We start from the raw sequence: 19,225 nt of genomic DNA, 5'->3' as shown, positions 1-19,225 counted from the left end.
AATTCCCTCACTCTAAATCAATGATCGGTAAAGATTGGCAATTCTACCTGTTGATAACTCAGATCGCCAGCGATTGATCCACGATCCAGTGAATAAGATCCAAGTTATTCACAATGTTTTCGGGCAATTTGCCAGGATCCTGCTAATTAGTCCTATATTTACCCACATAATGATCCACATGCTGGAAAATTCATCCAAGTTATCCCCAAAATAGAGACATAATATAGTTATGGCTAATAACCACTGGTTATTTATTCTATTGAGAAATCCAACAGTAAAATGAGACACTAAAATAATGAGGAGTCACAAGATGAAAAACTGGATTAAACTGGCAGTGGCAGCACTGGCGCTCTCTGCTGCGACAGTACAGGCAGCAACGGACATCAAAGTCGGCATGTCAGGCCGTTACTTCCCGTTTACTTTCGTTAAGCAGGATCAACTGCAAGGTTTCGAAGTCGATGTCTGGAACGAAATCGGTAAACGTAACGATTACCATGTTGAATATGTGACCTCAAACTTCTCCGGCCTGTTTGGTCTGCTGGAAACCGGTCGTATCGATACTATCTCGAACCAGATCACCATCACCAAAGAGCGCCAGGCCAAATACCTGTTCTCTGACCCGTACGTGATTGACGGTGCTCAAATTGCGGTGCGCAAAGGTAACGACAGCATTCAGGGTATTAAAGATCTGGCCGGTAAAACCGTCGCGGTTAACCTGGGCTCTAACTTTGAACAGCTGCTGCGCAAATACGATACCGACGGCAAAATCAACATCAAAACCTATGACACAGGTTTTGAACGTGACGTCGCAATGGGCCGTGCCGATGCATTTGTAATGGACCGTCTGTCAGTACTGGAAGTGATTGATAAAACAGGCCTGCCACTGCAACTGGCCGGTTCACCGTTCGAAACCATCGAGAAACGCCTGGCCGTTTGTTAACAACGAAAAAGGCCAAAAACTGCAAGGTGAAGTGAACCAGGCACTTGCTGCGATGCGCGCAGACGGTACACTGAGCCAGATTTCAGAAAAATGGTTTGGTACTGATATTACTAAATAATCGTTACCAACCGACCAATCTAAAAAGGTGGAATCGCAGGATTCCGCCTTTTGCTGTCTTTGAGGGGAAGTAAATGGGCTTTGATTTTCAATACATGCTGGGGCTGATGCCGATACTGCTCAAGTATCTCAGCACCACCATGGAAATGGCCGCACTGGGCATGATTTTCGCGCTGATTCTGTCGGTGCTGCTGGCCAATATCCGCGTCTTCAAGATCCCGGTACTGGAACCGCTTTGTCAGCTGTACATCAGTTTCTTCCGCGGCACACCACTGCTGGTACAAATGTTTCTGCTTTATTATGGCCTGCCGCAGATTTTTCCGATCCTGGTCGGCATTGACGCATTCAGCGCCGCGGTGATTGGCCTCACCCTGCACTTTGCCGCTTACATGGCTGAAACCATTCGCGCCGCCATCATAGGTATTGACCGTACCCAGATGGAAGCCAGTCTTTCCGTCGGCATGACCACCGGCCAGGCCATGCGCCGCATCATTCTGCCCCAGGCCAGTCGCGTCGCTCTGCCTTCGCTGATGAACTACTTTATCGACATGATCAAATCGACCTCACTGGCGTTTACCTTTGGTGTGGCCGAAATCATGGCCAAAGCACAGATGGAAGCCTCGTCCAGTTTCCGCTTCTTTGAAGCCTTCCTGGCGGTGGCACTGATCTACTGGGGTGTGGTGGTGATTCTGACCCGCATCCAGACCTGGGCCGAAAACAAACTCAATAAGGCGTATGCACGATGATCAAACTGAGCAATATTCACAAACGCTTTGGCCAGAGTGAAGTCCTGAAAGGGATTGATATCTCGATCGAACAGGGCGAAATCATCGTCATTATCGGCTCAAGCGGTACCGGTAAATCAACCCTGCTGCGCTGCGTCAACTTTCTTGAGCAGGCGGATCGCGGCACCATTACTATCGATGATGTCAGCGTCGACAGCCAGAACCACAGCAAGGCGGAAGTGCTGGCCCTGCGCCGTAAAACCGGCTTCGTATTTCAGAACTACGCCCTGTTTGCCCACCAGACTGCGCGCCAGAACATTGCTGAAGGCCTTATCACGGTGCGAGGCTGGAAAAAAGATCAGGCGCTTGCCCGTGCCCAGCAAATTCTGGAGGACATTGGTCTCGGTGACAAAGGCGACAGCTATCCGGCCGCCCTGTCCGGTGGCCAGCAGCAGCGGGTCGGTATCGGCCGCGCCATGGCTCTGCAGCCGGAACTGCTGCTGTTTGATGAGCCGACCTCAGCGCTGGATCCGGAATGGGTCGGTGAAGTGCTGAACCTGATGAAAAAGCTCGCCACCCAGCACCAGACCATGCTGGTGGTAACCCATGAGATGCAATTTGCCAAAGAAGTAGCGGATCGGGTGATCTTCATGGCCGAGGGCAATATCGTTGAACAGGGTTCTCCACAGGATATTTTTAATCATCCACAGGATCCTCGCCTGAAAAAGTTCCTCAATCAGGTCGGGATCGACTAAGGATCCTTGAGATTTCAGCGAGACTCCGTATAATCGCCCGACCGGAAAGTATGAAGCGCAGAGTAAACCGAATTCGGAATTGCTTTACGCTTTCGGCAAACCGAATCATTGACACCTTTTGTGACTGTGATTACAATTCCGCCTCTTTGTTGAGAGGCGTCGGAATGTCCTTTCTTTATATAAAGAGAAGATGTATTGCCCACGCCGGGTTTTATGAACCTAGAAACTACTGATCAGTAAGGTACTAACAATGAAACGCACTTTTCAACCTACAGTTCTAAAGCGCAAACGTACTCACGGTTTCCGTGCACGTATGGCGACAGCGAACGGTCGTAAAGTAATCAATGCACGTCGTGCAAAAGGCCGTAAGCGCCTGTCAAAATAATCGCTAGCTTATTTTGAGTACGTACGCATTTAATCGGGAGTTACGTTTGTTAACTCCCGAGCATTACCAAACCGTCTTCCAGCAAGCTCACCGAGCAGGCTCCCCTCATTTCACTATCATTGCACGCAATAATAACCTTTCTCATCCTCGTTTAGGGTTAGCGGTACCAAAAAAGCAAATCAAAACGGCCGTTGGTCGAAATCGCTTTAAACGTCTCGCCCGCGAAAGCTTCCGCCTCAATCAGCATCAGTTACCCAACAAAGATTTTGTTGTGATTGCCAAAAAAAGCGCGCAAGATTTGAGCAATGAAGAAATGTTCACTTTGTTCGAAAAGTTATGGCAGCGCCTATCTCGCCCTTCTCGTGGTTAGCCATTGGTTTAGTCAAACTATACCAGTGGTTCATTAGTCCACTCATCGGCCCTCGCTGCCGATTTACACCCTCTTGCTCCAATTATGCGTTAGAAGCGCTGAGAGCTCACGGATTTGTAAAAGGGTGTTGGTTATCCGGCAAACGTCTATTAAAATGCCACCCTTTGAACGAAGGGGGATTTGACCCCGTTCCACCAGTCCAAAAACAAGACAGAGATAAATAACGATGGATTCTCAACGTAATATCCTGCTGATCGCTTTGGCGCTGGTTTCTTTTTTACTTTTCCAACAGTGGCAAGTAGCAAAGAACCCGGCCCCAGAAGCGGTTGAACAGGCGCAAACCAGCAGCAGTGCTCCGGCACCTTCTTTGGCCGATGAGTTTCGATCCGGTACCATCACAAACCAATGCTGCGGCAAAAGTGATTACAGTCACCACGGATGTACTGACTCTGTCTATTGACACGGTTGGTGGTGATGTCGTTCTGGCAAAACTGAACAAATACGCTGAAGAGCTGAACTCTGACAACGCTTTTGTTCTGCTTAAAAACACCCAAGGTCACCAATTCATCGCCCAGAGCGGTCTGATTGGCCCGCAAGGTATTGATCTGAGCAGCAACAGCCGCCCGACTTACAGTGTTGACGGCGACAGCTTTGCTCTGGCCGATGACCAGGATGAACTGCGTATTCCGATGACTTACCAGTCAAACGGTATCGAGTACACCAAAACCTTTATTTTCAAACGCGGCGATTACGCAATCGACGTGACTTACGATGTAGCCAACAACTCCGGCGACAACGCAACCATGGGTATGTACGCACACCTGCGTCAGAACCTGCTTGATTCAGGCGGCAGCCTGGCAATGCCAACTTACCGTGGCGGCGCTTACTCAAGTGAAAATACCCGTTACCAGAAATACAGCTTCGATGACATGCAGGATCGCAACCTGGCTATCAACCTGCCAAACGGTCAGGGTTGGGCAGCGATGATCCAGCACTACTTTGCGACCGCGTGGATTCCACGTGACGCAGCGGGTACTAACCTGTACTCACGCGTGATCGGCAATCTGGGCGACATCGGTATCCGTATCCCGAACCAAACTATTGCCAACGGCCAGCACCAAGAGTTCAAAGCAACACTGTGGGTTGGTCCTAAGCTGCAAGACCAGATGGCGGCCACCGCACCAAACCTGGACCTGGTTGTAGACTACGGCTGGTTATGGTTCATCGCTAAACCTCTGCACTGGCTGCTGTCAACCATTCAGGGTCTGGTCAGCAACTGGGGTCTGGCGATCATCTGTCTGACCTTTATCGTGCGTGGTGCAATGTACCCGCTGACCAAAGCACAGTACACCTCAATGGCGAAAATGCGCATGCTGCAACCAAAACTGCAGGAAATGCGTGAGCGTATCGGCGATGACCGTCAGCGCATGAGCCAGGAGATGATGGCACTGTACAAGAAAGAGAAAGTGAACCCGCTGGGCGGCTGTCTGCCTATCTTCCTGCAGATGCCTATCTTCATTGCACTGTACTGGGCACTGATGGAATCGGTTGAACTGCGTCACTCGCCGTTCTTTGGCTGGATTCACGATCTGTCGGCACAAGACCCGTACTACATCCTGCCACTACTGATGGGTGTCAGCATGTTCTTCATCCAGAAGATGAGCCCGAGTACGATTACCGATCCAATGCAGCAGAAGATCATGACCTTTATGCCGGTTATGTTTACTTTCTTCTTCCTGTTCTTCCCTTCAGGTCTGGTTCTGTACTGGCTGGTATCGAACATTGTAACTCTGATTCAACAGAATCTGATTTACAGAGGTCTGGAGAAAAAAGGCTTACACAGCAAAACCAAGTAAGCACTCAGGATAAGCAAAGGCGACCGGATGGTCGCCTTTTTGTTGCTCGCTGATTACAATGACACTAATTCGATTCTGTAACAGGTAAGGTTATGACTACCGAAACTATCGTCGCGCAGGCTACGGCACCAGGTCGTGGCGGCGTCGGCATTATCCGGGTATCGGGCCCTAAAGCGGCTGACGTCGCACTGGCGGTGACCGGACGCACCCTCAAACCGCGTTATGCGGAGTATCTGCCGTTTAAAGATGCCAATGGCTTAGAGCTCGATCAGGGCATCGCGCTGTTCTTCCCTAACCCGAACTCATTCACGGGTGAAGATGTGCTGGAGCTGCAGGGCCACGGCGGTCCGGTGGTGATGGACATGCTGATTAAACGCATCCTGACTCTGCCGGGTATCCGCCCGGCTCGTCCCGGCGAATTTTCCGAGCGTGCTTTCCTCAATGACAAGCTGGATCTGACCCAGGCCGAAGCGATTGCTGACCTGATTGATGCCAGCTCGGAAGAAGCGGCTAAATCCGCGCTGCAATCGCTGCAGGGCCAGTTCTCAAAGCGGATTAATACCCTGGTCGAGTCTTTGATTCACCTGCGTATCTACGTCGAAGCCGCGATTGATTTTCCGGAGGAAGAGATCGACTTTCTCGCTGACGGTAAAGTCTCCGCCGATCTGCAGGCCATCATCGACAACCTCAGCGCAGTGCGTCAGGAAGCCAACCAGGGCGCTATCATGCGTGAAGGGATGAAGGTGGTGATTGCCGGTCGCCCTAATGCCGGTAAATCGAGCCTGCTCAACGCGCTGTCCGGCAAAGAATCCGCGATTGTAACCGATATCGCCGGGACCACCCGTGACGTGCTGCGTGAACACATCCACATTGATGGCATGCCGCTGCACATTATCGATACCGCCGGTCTGCGTGAAGCGTCCGATGCGGTTGAAAAAATTGGTATTGAACGTGCCTGGGAAGAAATTAAACAGGCTGACCGGGTGTTGTTTATGGTCGATGGCACCACCACCGATGCCACTGACCCGAAAGATATCTGGCCTGATTTTGTCGACCGCCTGCCGGATCATATGGGCATGACCGTCATCCGTAACAAGGTCGATCAAACCAGCGAAGCGCTGGGGATCTGTCACGTCAGTCAACCGACGTTGATCCGCTTGTCTGCCAAGACGGGTCAGGGCGTAGATGCGCTGCGTACCCACCTCAAAGAGTGCATGGGCTTCTCCGGTAATCAGGAAGGTGGCTTTATGGCCCGTCGCCGCCATCTGGATGCGCTGGAAACGCGCTGCTGAGCACCTCGACATCGGTCAGCAGCAGCTTGAAGGCTACATGGCCGGAGAAATCCTGGCCGAAGAGCTGCGTATCGCCCAGCAGCATCTCAATGAGATCACCGGCGAATTCAGCTCTGATGATTTGCTCGGTCGCATCTTCTCGTCGTTCTGTATCGGCAAGTAGAGCAAATAATCACCACCATATAGCGGGCCTGGCGTTAACACGTCAGGCCCGTTTTATTTTCCTCTGCCCCGTTACGATCCCCGGGTCCGATCCGGTTTGTGGATAACTCTGCCCACCGCATGGATCCTTTTCCATTCACGGACAAAACATGATCTTGCCCTTTACTATCCACAACTTACCCTAGTATTCTGCTAGCCTGAATTACCATGTTTCCACCTTCTGACCACATACCGGGGTTCTTATGATTCATATCATCACAGGCAGTACTTTAGGCAGCGCGGAATATGTCGGCGATCACCTCAGCGATCTACTTGAACAACAGGGCAAAGAGACCACCATTCACAATCAGCCCGATCTGAACGACATTCCGGCGCAAGGTATCTGGCTGATCATTACTTCCACCCACGGTGCCGGAGAATATCCGGACAACATCCAGCCTTTCATTATGGCGCTGCAGAATACCCCGCCCAATACCCGGGAGCTCAAGTTCGCCGTGATCGCCATCGGTGATTCCAGCTACGATACTTTCTGTGCAGCAGGACAACACGCTTATGATCTGCTGGAAGATATCGGCGCCACCCCGCTGACAGACTGCCTGCTGATTGATGTGCAGAAGCATCCGGTACCGGAAGATGCCGCCGAAGAGTGGCTGAATGAAGTGATTGAGCGTTTTTAACCTCTGGCAAGCGGCTGTCACGGCCGCTGCTGTCTTATCTGAACGTAGTCATTGCCAATCAGCCACGTCCCGCAGGGATAAAACACCCAACAACCGAACACTTTTTGACCACTTAACCTGTGTATAAGTCTGCACTTATCCGGTGATCAACCTATAGTTATCCATAGAATAAGTTTGATCACTACGCCCCCCTGTGTATAACCACCCATTTTGATCCCAGCTAATCCTCGTACTGATCAGTTGATGATCACAAGTTCCGATCCATAAAAGATCCATGATCTTGTTGATCATTTTTTGGTTATCCACAGAGATCGTCGATCCTAATAATAGATCCAATAAAAGATCTCTATATAGATCTTTATATATTATTTACTTGAAAGTCCTTTGCGTAAAAAAGCACAAAAGCGATTTTCTAGCCAGTGGAAAGAAGGTAGAATACGCCTCCTTTTATTTTTCCCGTAGTCTCATTGAATACCTGAGGTCGTTCATGCTTTATCACGAAACATTTGACGTCATTGTGGTTGGTGGCGGTCATGCAGGAACGGAAGCCGCACTCGCAGCCGCTCGTACAGGCCAACGCACATTACTTCTCACGCACAATATCGATACCCTGGGCCAGATGTCCTGTAACCCGGCCATTGGTGGTATTGGTAAAGGCCACTTAGTTAAAGAAGTGGATGCAATGGGTGGTCTGATGGCACAAGCTATCGATCACGCAGGTATTCAATTTCGCACCCTGAATGCGTCTAAAGGGCCGGCTGTCCGTGCGACCCGTGCCCAGGCTGACCGTGCGTTATACAAAGCGTACGTACGCAACGCGCTGGAAAACACGCCTAATCTGACGCTGTTCCAGCAAGCCGCCGATGACTTGATCGTTGAAAACGATCAAGTACGTGGTGTGGTGACTCAAATGGGTCTTAAATTCCACGCCAAAGCTGTGGTGCTGACTGTGGGAACCTTCCTGGGTGGTAAGATCCACATCGGGATGGAAAACTTTTCTGGCGGCCGTGCCGGGGATCCACCATCGATCGCTCTGGCCCAGCGCCTGCGTGAACTGCCGTTCCGGGTTGATCGTCTCAAAACCGGTACACCACCACGTATCGACGCTAACAGCGTGGATTTTTCTGTGCTGGAAACGCAGCACGGTGATAACCCGACGCCGGTGTTCTCTTTCATGGGTAACCGTGAACAACATCCGCACCAAATTCCGTGTTACATCACTCATACCAATGAGAAAACTCATGATGTGATCCGTGCCAACCTGGATCGCAGCCCGATGTATGCCGGTGTGATTGAAGGGATTGGCCCGCGTTACTGTCCGTCGATTGAAGACAAGGTGATGCGTTTTGCTGATAAAAACAGCCATCAGATCTTCATTGAACCGGAAGGCCTGACATCTACAGAACTGTATCCGAACGGTATTTCCACCAGCCTGCCATTCGATGTGCAGCTGCAGATTGTCCGTTCGATGAAAGGGTTTGAAAACGCCCACATCGTGCGTCCGGGCTATGCGATTGAATACGATTTCTTCGATCCGCGTGACCTGAAACAGACCTATGAAACCAAATTTATCCAAGGCCTGTTCTTTGCCGGTCAAATCAACGGCACCACAGGCTACGAAGAAGCGGCGGCACAGGGTCTGATGGCCGGTCTGAACGCCAGCTTGTACAGCCAGGATAAAGAGGGCTGGAGCCCTCGTCGTGACCAGGCATACATGGGCGTGCTGATTGACGATCTGTCCACCATGGGCACTCAGGAACCGTACCGTATGTTTACCTCACGTGCCGAGTACCGTCTGCTGCTGCGTGAAGACAACGCCGACCTGCGCCTGACCGAAAAAGCCCGTGAACTGGGGCTGGTCAGCGATGAGCGTTGGGCACGCTTCAATCAAAAAATCGACAGCATGGAAACCGAGCGCCAGCGTCTGAAAGAGACCTGGATGAATCCGAAATCGGAAGGTGTTGAAGCGCTCAACGCGCTGCTGAAAACCCCGATGTCGCGCGAAGCAAGCGGTGAAGATCTGCTGCGTCGTCCGGAGATGACCTACGAGCTGGTCACTTCTCTGCCAGCATTTGCGCCGGCCCTGGATGATCGCGAAGCGGCGGAACAGGTGGAAATTCAGGTTAAATACGAAGGTTACATCCAGCGTCAGCAGGAAGAGATTGAAAAATCGCTGCGCCATGAGCACACCAAGCTGCCGGTGGATCTGGATTACCAGGACGTTAAAGGCCTGTCGAATGAAGTGGTGTTGAAACTGAACAACGCCAAGCCAGAAAGCATCGGTATTGCGTCACGCATTTCCGGTGTCACTCCGGCCGCGATCTCGATTCTGCTGGTGCATCTGAAAAAACATGGCCTGCTGAAGAAAGGGGAAGCCGCCTGATGAACCCATTGCGCATCAAACTGGATGCGCTGATTGCTCAGACTACCCTGGAGGTGTCTGAGCAACAGCGTCAACAGCTGGTCGGCTACGTCGAAATGCTCAACAAATGGAATAAAGCCTACAATCTGACTTCAGTGCGTGATCCGCTGGAGATGCTGGTCAAGCATATCCTCGACAGTATTGTGGTCAGCCCGCATCTGAGCGGTGAGCGCTTTATCGATGTCGGCACCGGCCCGGGCTTGCCGGGGATTCCGCTGGCAATCATGAATCCGGACAAATCATTTGTCCTGCTCGACAGCCTGGGTAAGCGGATTCGCTTTATCAAACAGGTGATTCACGAGCTGAAAATTACCAACGTCACTGCGGTACAAAGCCGGGTAGAAGAGTTCGATCCGCAAGGCGGATTTGACGGCGTGCTAAGTCGTGCGTTTGCTTCTATCACAGATATGGTAGAGTGGTGTCATCACCTGCCTTGTGCGGACAGCGGCGTATTTCTGGCATTGAAAGGCCTGCTGCCCCAAGACGAAACTCGCTCAGTTGCCTGAATGGTGTTCTGTGACCGACATCAAAGCTTTGAAAGTTCCTGAGTTGGAAGGTGAGCGTCATCTTGTAATCTTATCTCGCAAGGGATAACAGCGAGGCATTACCGTGGGTAAAATCGTAGCGATCGCCAACCAGAAAGGTGGCGTAGGAAAAACAACAACTTGTATTAATCTGGCAGCGTCAATGGCGGCCACCAAGCGTAAAGTGTTGGTGATCGATCTTGACCCGCAGGGTAACGCCACCATGGCGAGCGGCATCGACAAATACCAGGTTGATGCAACCGCGTACGAGTTGTTGGTTGAAGATGCGCCATTTGAAGAAGTGGTGTGCCGCAAAACCACGGGCCATTATGATTTGATTGCCGCCAATGGCGATGTAACCGCCGCGGAAATCAAACTGATGGAAGTGTTTGCCCGCGAAGTTCGTCTCAAAAATGCTATCGCGTCAGTTCGTGATAACTATGATTTCATCTTTATCGATTGTCCACCGGCTTTAAACCTCCTTACAATCAATGCGATGGCTGCGGCCGATTCGGTACTGGTACCGATGCAATGTGAGTACTTTGCCCTGGAAGGTTTAACGGCTTTGATGGATACGATCAGCAAGCTGGCCGCAGTGGTGAACGAGAATCTTAAGATCGAAGGTCTGCTCAGGACCATGTACGATCCTCGTAACCGCCTCGCGAATGAAGTCTCTGATCAGTTGAAAAAGCACTTTGGCAACAAAGTGTACCGCACTGTTATCCCTCGTAATGTACGCCTCGCCGAGGCGCCTAGTCATGGCAAGCCTGCCATGTACTACGACAAGTATTCCGCCGGAGCCAAAGCGTATTTAGCGTTAGCTGGCGAAATGCTGCGTCGTGAAGAAGTACCTGCATAACTCCAACTAAAGGATTCGTTTACATGTCTAAACGTGGTTTAGGAAAAGGGCTGGATGCACTTTTGTCAACCAGCTCTGTAGCGCGTGAAAAACAACAGCTGGCCACGCACAGTCAGGCCCTGTCCAGCGACGGTCAGTTGACTGATCTCGCTATCACCAGCCTCAAACCGGGCATTTACCAGCCCCGTAAAGATATGTCAGCTGAAGCGCTGGAAGAACTGGCGGCTTCGATTCAGTCCCAGGGTATTATCCAGCCGATTGTTGTGCGTCCGCTGACCATGGGCGGGTATGAAATTATTGCCGGCGAACGTCGCTGGCGTGCCGCACGTCAGGCCGGCCTGAAACAGGTGCCGTGTTTGATCAAAGCGGTCGAGGATCGTGCCGCGATCGCGATGGCCCTGATCGAAAATATCCAGCGTGAAGATCTGAATGTGATCGAAGAGGCTCAGGCGCTGGAGCGACTGCAGGACGAATTCAAACTGACCCACCAGCAGGTGGCGGATGTGATCGGTAAGTCGCGTGCGACCGTGAGTAACCTGCTGCGCCTCAACCAGCTTGATGACAGCGTGAAGCGCCTGGTCGAAACTAAGCAGCTGGAAATGGGTCATGCCCGTGCACTGTTGATGCTGGAAGGTGAACAGCAGGCCGAAGTGGCAGAGCGGGTCGCTAAAAAGCAACTCACCGTACGCCAGACGGAACAACTGGTGAAAAAGTGCCTTTCTGAGACTTCCGATGCAAAAAATGTCGTAGAAGACGAAGAAGTACAACAAATGTCACAAAATCTAAGTGAAAAACTCGGCGCTAAAGTGTCAATTAGCCGCTCGAAGAACGGTAAGTCGAAGATTACGATAAATCTTGATGAACCTCATAAATTCGAGCAATTGATTGCCAAGCTACAGGGCTAAGTGAGATAATTGATTTAAATCAATTGTGCAAAATAAGTTTTCTTGAGCGAAATATGTCGATGCGTGAACAAAATTGTAACTTTTTGCAGCGTTGTAATTGCAATCAGTTGCCGTCACCGTATAATTTTCGCCAATTTCCGGCCCTTAATAAAAAAGCGTTGGATATTACTAGAGGTACGAATACATGGTAGCTGCGTTAGCTAGGCCAGGACGAGAGCTTGCAAAGCGATTGTTAATGATCCAGTTTGGCGCGGCTATAGTTGTGGCAGCAGGGATGGCGATTGCCGTAAATGCTGAATGGGGAATTTCAGCGCTAATTGGCGGGGGCATATTTGTCGTCGCCAATGCAGTGTTTGCGCTGTGTGCTTTTATGTATAGTGGAGCTCGGGCTGCAAAACGCATCACGGCCTCTTTCTACACGGGTGAAGCACTCAAAATCCTCATCACTATCGCACTGTTCTCTGCAGCCTACATGTATATGCAGGTGGAACTTGTTCCCCTAAAACTAACCTATTTGCTGGTTCTGGGTATTAATATCTTTGCGCCAGTGCTTTTCATTAACAACAAAAAATAGGATGAGTTATGGCTGCGCCAGGTGAAGCGCTAACATCGTCCGGATACATTGAACACCACCTTTCCAACCTATCGTTATACAAGTTAGGTATGGTCGCGGAGGAGACAAGTTTCTGGAACGTACATATCGATAGCCTGTTTTTTTCTTTGTTTACCGGACTGATCTTCCTTTGTGTGTTCCGTTCAGTGGCGAAGAAGGCAACAGTAGGTGTACCAGGCAAGCTACAGTGTTTTGTTGAAATAGTGGTTGAATTTGTCGATACCAACGTCAAAGACACCTTCCATGGACGCAATCCGCTAATAGCACCGCTGGCACTGACTATCTTTTGTTGGGTATTGCTAATGAATATCATGGACTTAGTGCCAATTGATTTCTTACCTTATCCAGCAGAACATTGGCTAGGTATCCCTTATCTTAAGGTGGTTCCTTCTGCTGATGTGAACATCACCATGGCTATGGCCCTGGGCGTATTTGCTCTGATGATTTACTACAGCATCAAAGTAAAAGGCCTGGGAGGGTTTGCGAAAGAATTGGCCTTACATCCATTCAATCACCCAGTTATGATTCCGTTTAACCTGCTTATTGAAGTGGTATCGCTGCTTGCTAAACCACTGTCACTAGGTATGCGTCTATTCGGTAACATGTTCGCGGGTGAGGTTGTATTCATTCTTATCGCAGCAATGCTACCATGGTGGCTACAATGGATGGGTTCACTACCGTGGGCTATCTTCCATATTCTGGTAATTCTGATTCAGTCTTTCGTGTTCATGATGTTGACAATCGTATATCTGTCAATGGCACACGAAGACAGTGATCATTAATAAAAATATTTAGCTTTTATTTGGGCTCATAAGCCAACAACAATAATTGGAGATAGTAATGGAAACTTTACTGAGCTTTTCTGCAATCGCCGTAGGTATCATCGTCGGTCTTGCTTCTCTTGGTACTGCGATTGGTTTCGCACTTCTGGGCGGTAAATTCCTGGAAGGCGCTGCACGTCAACCAGAAATGGCTCCTATGCTGCAAGTTAAAATGTTCATCATTGCAGGTCTGCTGGATGCGGTTCCAATGATCGGTATCGTAATCGCACTGCTATTCACTTTTGCGAACCCATTTGTTGGTCAACTAGGTTAATCACTTTTTGCCAGAGACAAACCGCGTCACGTGGTTTGTCATTGATTAACACTAAGTCCATATAGAGGGGTAGCTGTTGTGAATATGAACGCAACTCTGCTAGGTCAAGCAATTTCATTCGCACTGTTTGTGTGGTTCTGCATGAAGTATGTGTGGCCGCCAATCATGAACGCAATTGAAGAGCGTCAGAAGAAAATTGCTGACGGTTTGCAAGCTGCTGAGCGTGCAAAGAAAGATTTGGACCTAGCACAAGCCAACGCTTCTGATCAAATGAAAGAAGCGAAGCGCACAGCAACTGAGGTCATTGAGGCAGCGAATAAACGTAAAGCTATGATTTTAGAAGAAGCACGCGAGGAAGCTCAGGCAGAAACGCCAGAAAATCCTTGCTCAAGCTGACGCTGAAATTGAAGCTGAACGTAACCGCGCCCGCGATGAGCTGCGCAAACAAGTTGCAACTCTGGCGATTGCTGGTGCTGAGAAGATCCTTGAGCGTTCTATCGATAAAGATGCGCACAAAGACATTCTCGACAACATTACTGCAAAACTTTAAGTCTGGGGGCGCCGAATGTCTGATATGACTACAATTGCACGCCCCTATGCTAAAGCAGCATTTGAATTTGCGGTGGACAAACAGCAACTGGCCCAATGGGGTGAGATGCTGGGTTTCGCTGCTGAAGTCGCGAATAACGACCAGATTAAAGAGCTGTTAACCAGCTCTACCTCTGCCGATAAACTGGCAGAAATCTTTGTCGCAATTTGTGGTGAACAGTTTGATGCACATGGCCAGAACCTGTTACGGGTAATGGCAGAGAAACGGCCGTTTACAGGCCCTTCCGGATGTTTGCGCTCAATTCCATATCCTGAAACAGGAATATGAGAAAGAGATCAACGTTGAAGTGATTTCAGCGACTGAGCTTACTGAGCAACAAAAAGCAGACATTAGCAGCAAACTTGAGCAGCGTCTTGAACGCAAAGTTCAGCTGAATTGCAGTGTAGATGAGACCCTACTTGGTGGGGTTGTAATTCGAGCCGGAGACCTGGTCATCGATAACTCAGCGCGTGGTCGTTTAAAACGCCTGGGCGATGCCATGCAGTCTTGATGGGGATTGGAGCATGCAACTTAATTCCACGGAAATTAGCGATCTAATTAAACAGCGTATTGAATCTTTCAACGTTGTTAGTGAAGCTCGCAACGAAGGTACTATCGTTTCGGTAAGCGATGGTATTATCCGAATTCACGGCCTAGCGGACGTGATGCAGGGTGAAATGATTGAATTACCGGGTGGCCTTTACGCACTTGCACTTAACCTTGAGCGTGACTCGGTAGGTGCGGTAGTAATGGGCCCATACGCCAACCTGAAGGAAGGCGATAAAGTAACTGGTACTGGTCGTATTCTTGAAGTACCGGTAGGTCCTGAACTGCTGGGTCGTGTGGTTAACACTCTGGGTGAACCAATCGACGGTAAAGGTCCGATTGATGCGAAATTGACTTCTCCTGTAGAAGTGATTGCACCTGGTGTAATCGACCGTCAATCTGTTGACCAGCCAGTTCAAACTGGTTACAAATCAGTGGACTCGATGATTCCAATCGGCCGTGGTCAGCGTGAGCTGGTTATCGGTGACCGCCAGACTGGTAAAACAGCGATGGCGATCGATGCGATCATCAACCAAAAAAATTCAGGTATTTACTCTATCTACGTAGCGATCGGTCAGAAAGCATCGACTATCGCCAACGTGGTACGTAAACTGGAAGAGCACGGCGCACTGCAAAACACTATCGTAGTTGTCGCGTCTGCTTCTGAATCTGCTGCACTGCAATACCTGGCGCCTTACGCGGGTTGTGCAATGGGTGAATACTTCCGCGATCGCGGCGAAGACGCACTGATTGTTTATGATGATCTATCTAAACAAGCGGTAGCTTACCGTCAGATCTCTCTACTGCTACGTCGTCCACCGGGCCGTGAAGCTTTCCCTGGTGACGTATTCTACCTCCACTCACGTCTGCTAGAGCGTGCTGCTCGTGTAAGTGCTGAGTACGTAGAACGTTTCACTAACGGTGAAGTGAAAGGTAAGACCGGTTCTCTGACTGCTCTGCCTATCATTGAAACTCAAGCTGGTGACGTATCTGCATTCGTACCGACCAACGTTATCTCTATCACCGATGGTCAGATCTTCCTGCAAACTGAACTGTTCAACGCGGGTGTTCGCCCGGCGGTTGACCCAGGTATTTCTGTTTCGCGTGTAGGTGGTGCGGCGCAAACGAAAATCGTTAAGAAGCTGTCTGGTGGTATCCGTACCGCTCTGGCTGCATACCGTGAGCTGGCGGCATTCGCACAGTTCTCATCGGATCTTGACGATGCGACTAAACGTCAGCTGAACCATGGTCAGAAAGTAACTGAACTGATGAAACAGAAACAGTACGCTCCAATGTCTGTTTTTGATCAGGCTCTGACTATCTACGCAGCTGAGCGTGGTTACCTGAGTGATGTAGAACTGTCAAAAGTTCTGGATTTCGAGGCAGCCCTACTATCGTTTGCTCGCGCGCAATACGCTGAACTTGCAGCGCAAATCGACCAGACGGGTGCATACAACGATGAAATCGAAGCTCAGCTGAAGAAGCTGGTTGATGATTTCGTAGCAACCCAAACTTGGTAATAGGTCGGTGGCATTCTGTGCCACCAACTAATGGAGAGTAACGATGGCCGGCGCAAAAGAGATACGTAATAAAATCGGTAGTGTAAAAAGCACTCAGAAAATTACGAAAGCGATGGAAATGGTAGCAGCTTCAAAAATGCGTCGCTCGCAAGAAGCGATGGAAGCTTCCCGTCCATACGCAACAACTATGCGTAAAGTGATCGGTCATGTCGCTCATGCAAATCTGGAATACCGTCATCCGTATCTGGAAGAGCGTGAAGCGAAACGTGTTGGTTACATCATTGTTTCTACAGACCGTGGTTTGTGTGGTGGTTTGAACGTTAACCTGTTCAAGAAAGCCATCACAGATATGCAAACCTGGCAGGAGAAAGGTGTTGAAGTTGAACTGGCGATTGTCGGTTCAAAAGCAACCGCTTTCTTCAAAAACAGCGGCGCGCGCGTAGCGGCTCAGGTGTCTGGTCTGGGGGATACCCCGGTACTGGAAGATCTGATCGGCTCGGTCGGTGTGATGCTGAAGAAATATGATAACGGCGAATTGGATCGTCTGTACGTAGTGTTCAACGAATTCGTGAACACCATGGTACAACAACCAAAGATCGATCAATTACTACCTTTGCCTAAATCGGAAAGCGAAGAAGTCAAGCGTGAGCATTCATGGGACTACATCTACGAGCCTGAACCAAAACCTCTGCTGGATGCGCTGTTACTGCGCTACGTAGAGTCTCAGGTTTATCAGGGTGTGGTTGAGAACCTTGCTTGTGAGCAAGCGGCTCGAATGATTGCGATGAAAGCTGCGACGGACAATGCGAGCAACCTGATTGACGAACTGGAACTGGTGTACAACAAAGCCCGTCAGGCTGCGATTACACAGGAACTGTCGGAAATCGTAAGTGGTGCGGCAGCGGTTTAAGCTTAGGTAAAACAAACAGTTTAGAGGATTAACGATGGCTACAGGTAAGATCGTACAGATCATCGGTGCGGTAGTCGACGTAGAGTTCCCGCAGAGCGATGTACCTCAGGTATACGACGCTCTAAACGTAACGGACTCAAAAGAACGTCTGGTTCTTGAAGTTCAGCAACAGCTAGGCGGTGGCGTAGTTCGTTGTATCGTAATGGGTAGCTCTGATGGTTTACGTCGTGGAGTAGAAGTAGTAAATACCGGTGCTCCAATTTCAGTACCAGTAGGTACTAAAACCCTAGGTCGTATCATGAACGTTTCTGGGTGATGCGATTGATGAGCGTGGTGAGATCGGTGCGGAAGAGTCTTACTCAATCCACCGTGCAGCACCAAGCTACGAAGAGCAATCAAACGAGACTGCACTCCTGGAAACAGGTGTTAAAGTTATCGACCTGATCTGTCCATTTGCTAAAGGTGGTAAGATCGGTCTGTTTGGTGGTGCTGGTGTAGGTAAGACCGTTAACATGATGGAACTTATCAACAACATCGCACTGCAACACTCAGGTCTGTCTGTATTCGCCGGTGTAGGTGAGCGTACTCGTGAGGGTAACGACTTCTACTTCGAGATGCAGGAAGCAGGTGTTGTAAACATCGAGAAGCCGGAAGAATCAAAAGTAGCAATGGTTTACGGCCAGATGAACGAGCCACCGGGTAACCGTCTGCGTGTTGCTCTGACTGGTCTGACTATGGCTGAGCGCTTCCGTGACGAAGGTCGTGACGTACTGCTGTTCATCGATAACATTTACCGTTATACCCTTGCGGGTACTGAAGTATCGGCTCTGCTGGGTCGTATGCCATCAGCGGTAGGTTACCAGCCAACACTGGCTGAAGAGATGGGTGTTCTGCAGGAGCGTATCACGTCAACTAAGCAAGGTTCTATCACGTCTGTACAGGCGGTATACGTACCTGCGGATGACTTGACCGACCCGTCACCAGCAACGACTTTCGCGCACTTGGATGCAACCGTTGTACTTAACCGTAACATCGCATCTATGGGTCTGTACCCTGCGATCGACCCACTGGATTCGACTTCACGTCAGCTGGATCCACTGGTTGTTGGTCAGGAGCACTACGACATTGCGCGTGGCGTTCAGCAGACTCTGCAGCGCTACAAAGAGCTGAAAGACATCATTGCGATTCTGGGTATGGACGAGCTGTCTGAAGCAGACAAGCGCGTGGTATCTCGTGCACGTAAGATTGAGCGTTTCCTGACTCAGCCTTACCACGTAGCGGAAGTCTTCACAGGCGACCCGGGTACCTACGTACCACTGAAAGAAACTCTGCGTGGCTTTAAAGGCCTGTTAGCTGGTGACTACGACGACGTTCCAGAGCAAGCGTTCATGTACTGCGGTGCAATCGACGAAGCTCTAGAGAATGCGAAGAAGCTATAAGGCTAACTAGGAGGCGATATGGCAGCAATAACCTTTCATCTGGATGTAGTCAGTGCTGAGAAGAAAATCTTCTCTGGCCTAGTGGAAACATTCCAGGTGACCGGTAGCGAAGGTGAGCTAGGTATTTTCCATGGCCACACACCGCTGCTGACCGCTATTAAGCCTGGTATGGTGCGTATTGTGAAACAGCACGGCCACGAAGAAATCATTTATGTTTCTGGTGGTATTGTTGAAGTTCAGCCTGGCACAGCGACTGTGCTGGCTGATACTGCAATTCGTGGTGAAGACCTAGACGCAGCGAAGGCAGCAGAAGCTAAGCGTCGCGCTGAGGAGAATATCCAGAATCAGCACGGCGATATGAACTTCGCACAAGCGGCCAGTGAACTGGCTAAAGCCATTGCTCAGCTTCGAGTGATCGAGTTGACGAAAAAACGTCGTTAATCTTTAGCGATGTGATGACAAAAGGCGACCTCAGGGTCGCCTTTTTGCTTATTTTTTATCAGAAATTTAACCCAATCATTTAA

At 49.9% G+C, this 19,225-nt stretch carries 15 protein-coding genes and 7 pseudogenes; all 22 read left to right on the top strand.

What is annotated here, in order from left to right:
- Window positions 1-310 precede the first annotated feature (310 nt).
- Window positions 311-1,058, top strand: a pseudogene (locus ABDK09_23610) (amino acid ABC transporter substrate-binding protein).
- A gap of 73 nt (window positions 1,059-1,131) precedes the next feature.
- Window positions 1,132-1,803, top strand: a complete 672-nt coding sequence (locus tag ABDK09_23605) for an amino acid ABC transporter permease (GenBank protein XAW89535.1) — start codon at window positions 1,132-1,134, stop codon at window positions 1,801-1,803.
- Entirely contained in the window at window positions 1,800-2,537 is a 738-nt protein-coding gene (locus ABDK09_23600) for an amino acid ABC transporter ATP-binding protein (GenBank protein ID XAW89534.1), read from the top strand. Before ABDK09_23605 ends, ABDK09_23600 begins: the two co-directional genes overlap by 4 nt.
- 250 nt (window positions 2,538-2,787) lie before the next feature.
- The gene (rpmH, locus tag ABDK09_23595; GenBank protein XAW89533.1) at window positions 2,788-2,922 is read left to right on the top strand and encodes a 50S ribosomal protein L34; all 135 of its coding nucleotides are present in this window, start codon (window positions 2,788-2,790) and stop codon (window positions 2,920-2,922) included.
- 46 nt (window positions 2,923-2,968) lie between these two features.
- Window positions 2,969-3,292 (top strand): ribonuclease P protein component, encoded by a 324-nt coding sequence (rnpA, locus tag ABDK09_23590; protein XAW89532.1) that lies wholly within the window; start codon window positions 2,969-2,971, stop codon window positions 3,290-3,292.
- Window positions 3,259-3,516 carry a membrane protein insertion efficiency factor YidD gene (gene yidD, locus ABDK09_23585; GenBank protein XAW89531.1) on the top strand — a complete coding sequence of 86 codons (258 nt, stop codon included), beginning with the start codon at window positions 3,259-3,261 and terminating at the stop codon, window positions 3,514-3,516. The genes rnpA and yidD overlap by 34 nt, the downstream gene beginning before the upstream one ends.
- A gap of 2 nt (window positions 3,517-3,518) precedes the next feature.
- Window positions 3,519-5,148, top strand: a pseudogene (gene yidC / locus ABDK09_23580) (membrane protein insertase YidC).
- 92 nt (window positions 5,149-5,240) lie between these two features.
- Window positions 5,241-6,603, top strand: a pseudogene (mnmE, locus tag ABDK09_23575) (tRNA uridine-5-carboxymethylaminomethyl(34) synthesis GTPase MnmE).
- Between the two features lie 241 nt (window positions 6,604-6,844).
- Window positions 6,845-7,279, top strand: a complete 435-nt coding sequence (mioC, locus tag ABDK09_23570) for an FMN-binding protein MioC (GenBank protein ID XAW89530.1) — start codon at window positions 6,845-6,847, stop codon at window positions 7,277-7,279.
- 487 nt (window positions 7,280-7,766) lie between these two features.
- Complete coding sequence (gene mnmG / locus ABDK09_23565; GenBank protein ID XAW89529.1) at window positions 7,767-9,662, top strand: tRNA uridine-5-carboxymethylaminomethyl(34) synthesis enzyme MnmG; 1,896 nt, start codon at window positions 7,767-7,769, stop codon at window positions 9,660-9,662.
- Window positions 9,662-10,295: pseudogene (gene rsmG / locus ABDK09_23560) on the top strand (16S rRNA (guanine(527)-N(7))-methyltransferase RsmG). Before mnmG ends, rsmG begins: the two are co-directional and overlap by 1 nt.
- 15 nt (window positions 10,296-10,310) lie before the next feature.
- Window positions 10,311-11,084, top strand: a complete 774-nt coding sequence (locus ABDK09_23555; GenBank protein ID XAW89528.1) for a ParA family protein — start codon at window positions 10,311-10,313, stop codon at window positions 11,082-11,084.
- 23 nt (window positions 11,085-11,107) lie between these two features.
- Complete coding sequence (locus ABDK09_23550; protein ID XAW89527.1) at window positions 11,108-11,989, top strand: ParB/RepB/Spo0J family partition protein; 882 nt, start codon at window positions 11,108-11,110, stop codon at window positions 11,987-11,989.
- 184 nt (window positions 11,990-12,173) lie between these two features.
- Window positions 12,174-12,563, top strand: coding sequence for a F0F1 ATP synthase subunit I (locus ABDK09_23545; GenBank protein ID XAW89526.1), 390 nt, complete (start codon window positions 12,174-12,176; stop codon window positions 12,561-12,563).
- An 8-nt stretch (window positions 12,564-12,571) separates the two neighbouring features.
- Complete coding sequence (gene atpB, locus ABDK09_23540; protein XAW89525.1) at window positions 12,572-13,384, top strand: F0F1 ATP synthase subunit A; 813 nt, start codon at window positions 12,572-12,574, stop codon at window positions 13,382-13,384.
- 58 nt (window positions 13,385-13,442) lie between these two features.
- On the top strand, window positions 13,443-13,697 hold the full coding sequence (atpE, locus tag ABDK09_23535; protein ID XAW89524.1) for a F0F1 ATP synthase subunit C: 255 nt from the start codon (window positions 13,443-13,445) through the stop codon (window positions 13,695-13,697).
- 78 nt (window positions 13,698-13,775) lie between these two features.
- Window positions 13,776-14,247 (top strand): annotated as a pseudogene (atpF, locus tag ABDK09_23530) (F0F1 ATP synthase subunit B).
- Between the two features lie 15 nt (window positions 14,248-14,262).
- Window positions 14,263-14,797, top strand: a pseudogene (atpH, locus tag ABDK09_23525) (F0F1 ATP synthase subunit delta).
- 13 nt (window positions 14,798-14,810) lie between these two features.
- Entirely contained in the window at window positions 14,811-16,352 is a 1,542-nt protein-coding gene (gene atpA / locus ABDK09_23520) for a F0F1 ATP synthase subunit alpha (GenBank protein XAW89523.1), read from the top strand.
- A 43-nt stretch (window positions 16,353-16,395) separates the two neighbouring features.
- Window positions 16,396-17,262: a F0F1 ATP synthase subunit gamma gene (gene atpG, locus ABDK09_23515; protein XAW89522.1), complete on the top strand. Its 867-nt coding sequence runs from the start codon at window positions 16,396-16,398 to the stop codon at window positions 17,260-17,262.
- Window positions 17,263-17,296: 34 nt separating this feature from the next.
- A pseudogene (atpD, locus tag ABDK09_23510) lies at window positions 17,297-18,701 on the top strand (F0F1 ATP synthase subunit beta).
- An 18-nt stretch (window positions 18,702-18,719) separates the two neighbouring features.
- Window positions 18,720-19,142: a F0F1 ATP synthase subunit epsilon gene (locus tag ABDK09_23505; protein ID XAW89521.1), complete on the top strand. Its 423-nt coding sequence runs from the start codon at window positions 18,720-18,722 to the stop codon at window positions 19,140-19,142.
- The last annotated feature ends 83 nt before the right edge of the window (window positions 19,143-19,225 follow it).

The sequence above is a fragment of the Vibrio sp. CDRSL-10 TSBA genome, assembly GCA_039696685.1.
Classification (GTDB): Bacteria; Pseudomonadota; Gammaproteobacteria; order Enterobacterales; family Vibrionaceae; genus Vibrio.
Note: the sequence above shows the minus strand (reverse complement) of the source record. Positions and strands in the feature narration are given on the sequence as shown.

Bases quoted from the DNA above. Each gene is read 5' to 3' on its own strand.
- ABDK09_23605 (XAW89535.1), top strand. From the start codon at position 1,132: ATGGGCTTTGATTTTCAATACATGCTGGGGCTGATGCCGATACTGCTC.
- ABDK09_23600 (XAW89534.1), top strand. From the start codon at position 1,800: ATGATCAAACTGAGCAATATTCACAAACGCTTTGGCCAGAGTGAAGTC.
- rpmH (XAW89533.1), top strand. From the start codon at position 2,788: ATGAAACGCACTTTTCAACCTACAGTTCTAAAGCGCAAACGTACTCAC.
- yidD (XAW89531.1), top strand. From the start codon at position 3,259: ATGGCAGCGCCTATCTCGCCCTTCTCGTGGTTAGCCATTGGTTTAGTC.
- mioC (XAW89530.1), top strand. From the start codon at position 6,845: ATGATTCATATCATCACAGGCAGTACTTTAGGCAGCGCGGAATATGTC.
- mnmG (XAW89529.1), top strand. From the start codon at position 7,767: ATGCTTTATCACGAAACATTTGACGTCATTGTGGTTGGTGGCGGTCAT.
- ABDK09_23550 (XAW89527.1), top strand. From the start codon at position 11,108: ATGTCTAAACGTGGTTTAGGAAAAGGGCTGGATGCACTTTTGTCAACC.
- ABDK09_23545 (XAW89526.1), top strand. From the start codon at position 12,174: ATGGTAGCTGCGTTAGCTAGGCCAGGACGAGAGCTTGCAAAGCGATTG.
- atpB (XAW89525.1), top strand. From the start codon at position 12,572: ATGGCTGCGCCAGGTGAAGCGCTAACATCGTCCGGATACATTGAACAC.
- atpE (XAW89524.1), top strand. From the start codon at position 13,443: ATGGAAACTTTACTGAGCTTTTCTGCAATCGCCGTAGGTATCATCGTC.
- atpA (XAW89523.1), top strand. From the start codon at position 14,811: ATGCAACTTAATTCCACGGAAATTAGCGATCTAATTAAACAGCGTATT.
- atpG (XAW89522.1), top strand. From the start codon at position 16,396: ATGGCCGGCGCAAAAGAGATACGTAATAAAATCGGTAGTGTAAAAAGC.
- ABDK09_23505 (XAW89521.1), top strand. From the start codon at position 18,720: ATGGCAGCAATAACCTTTCATCTGGATGTAGTCAGTGCTGAGAAGAAA.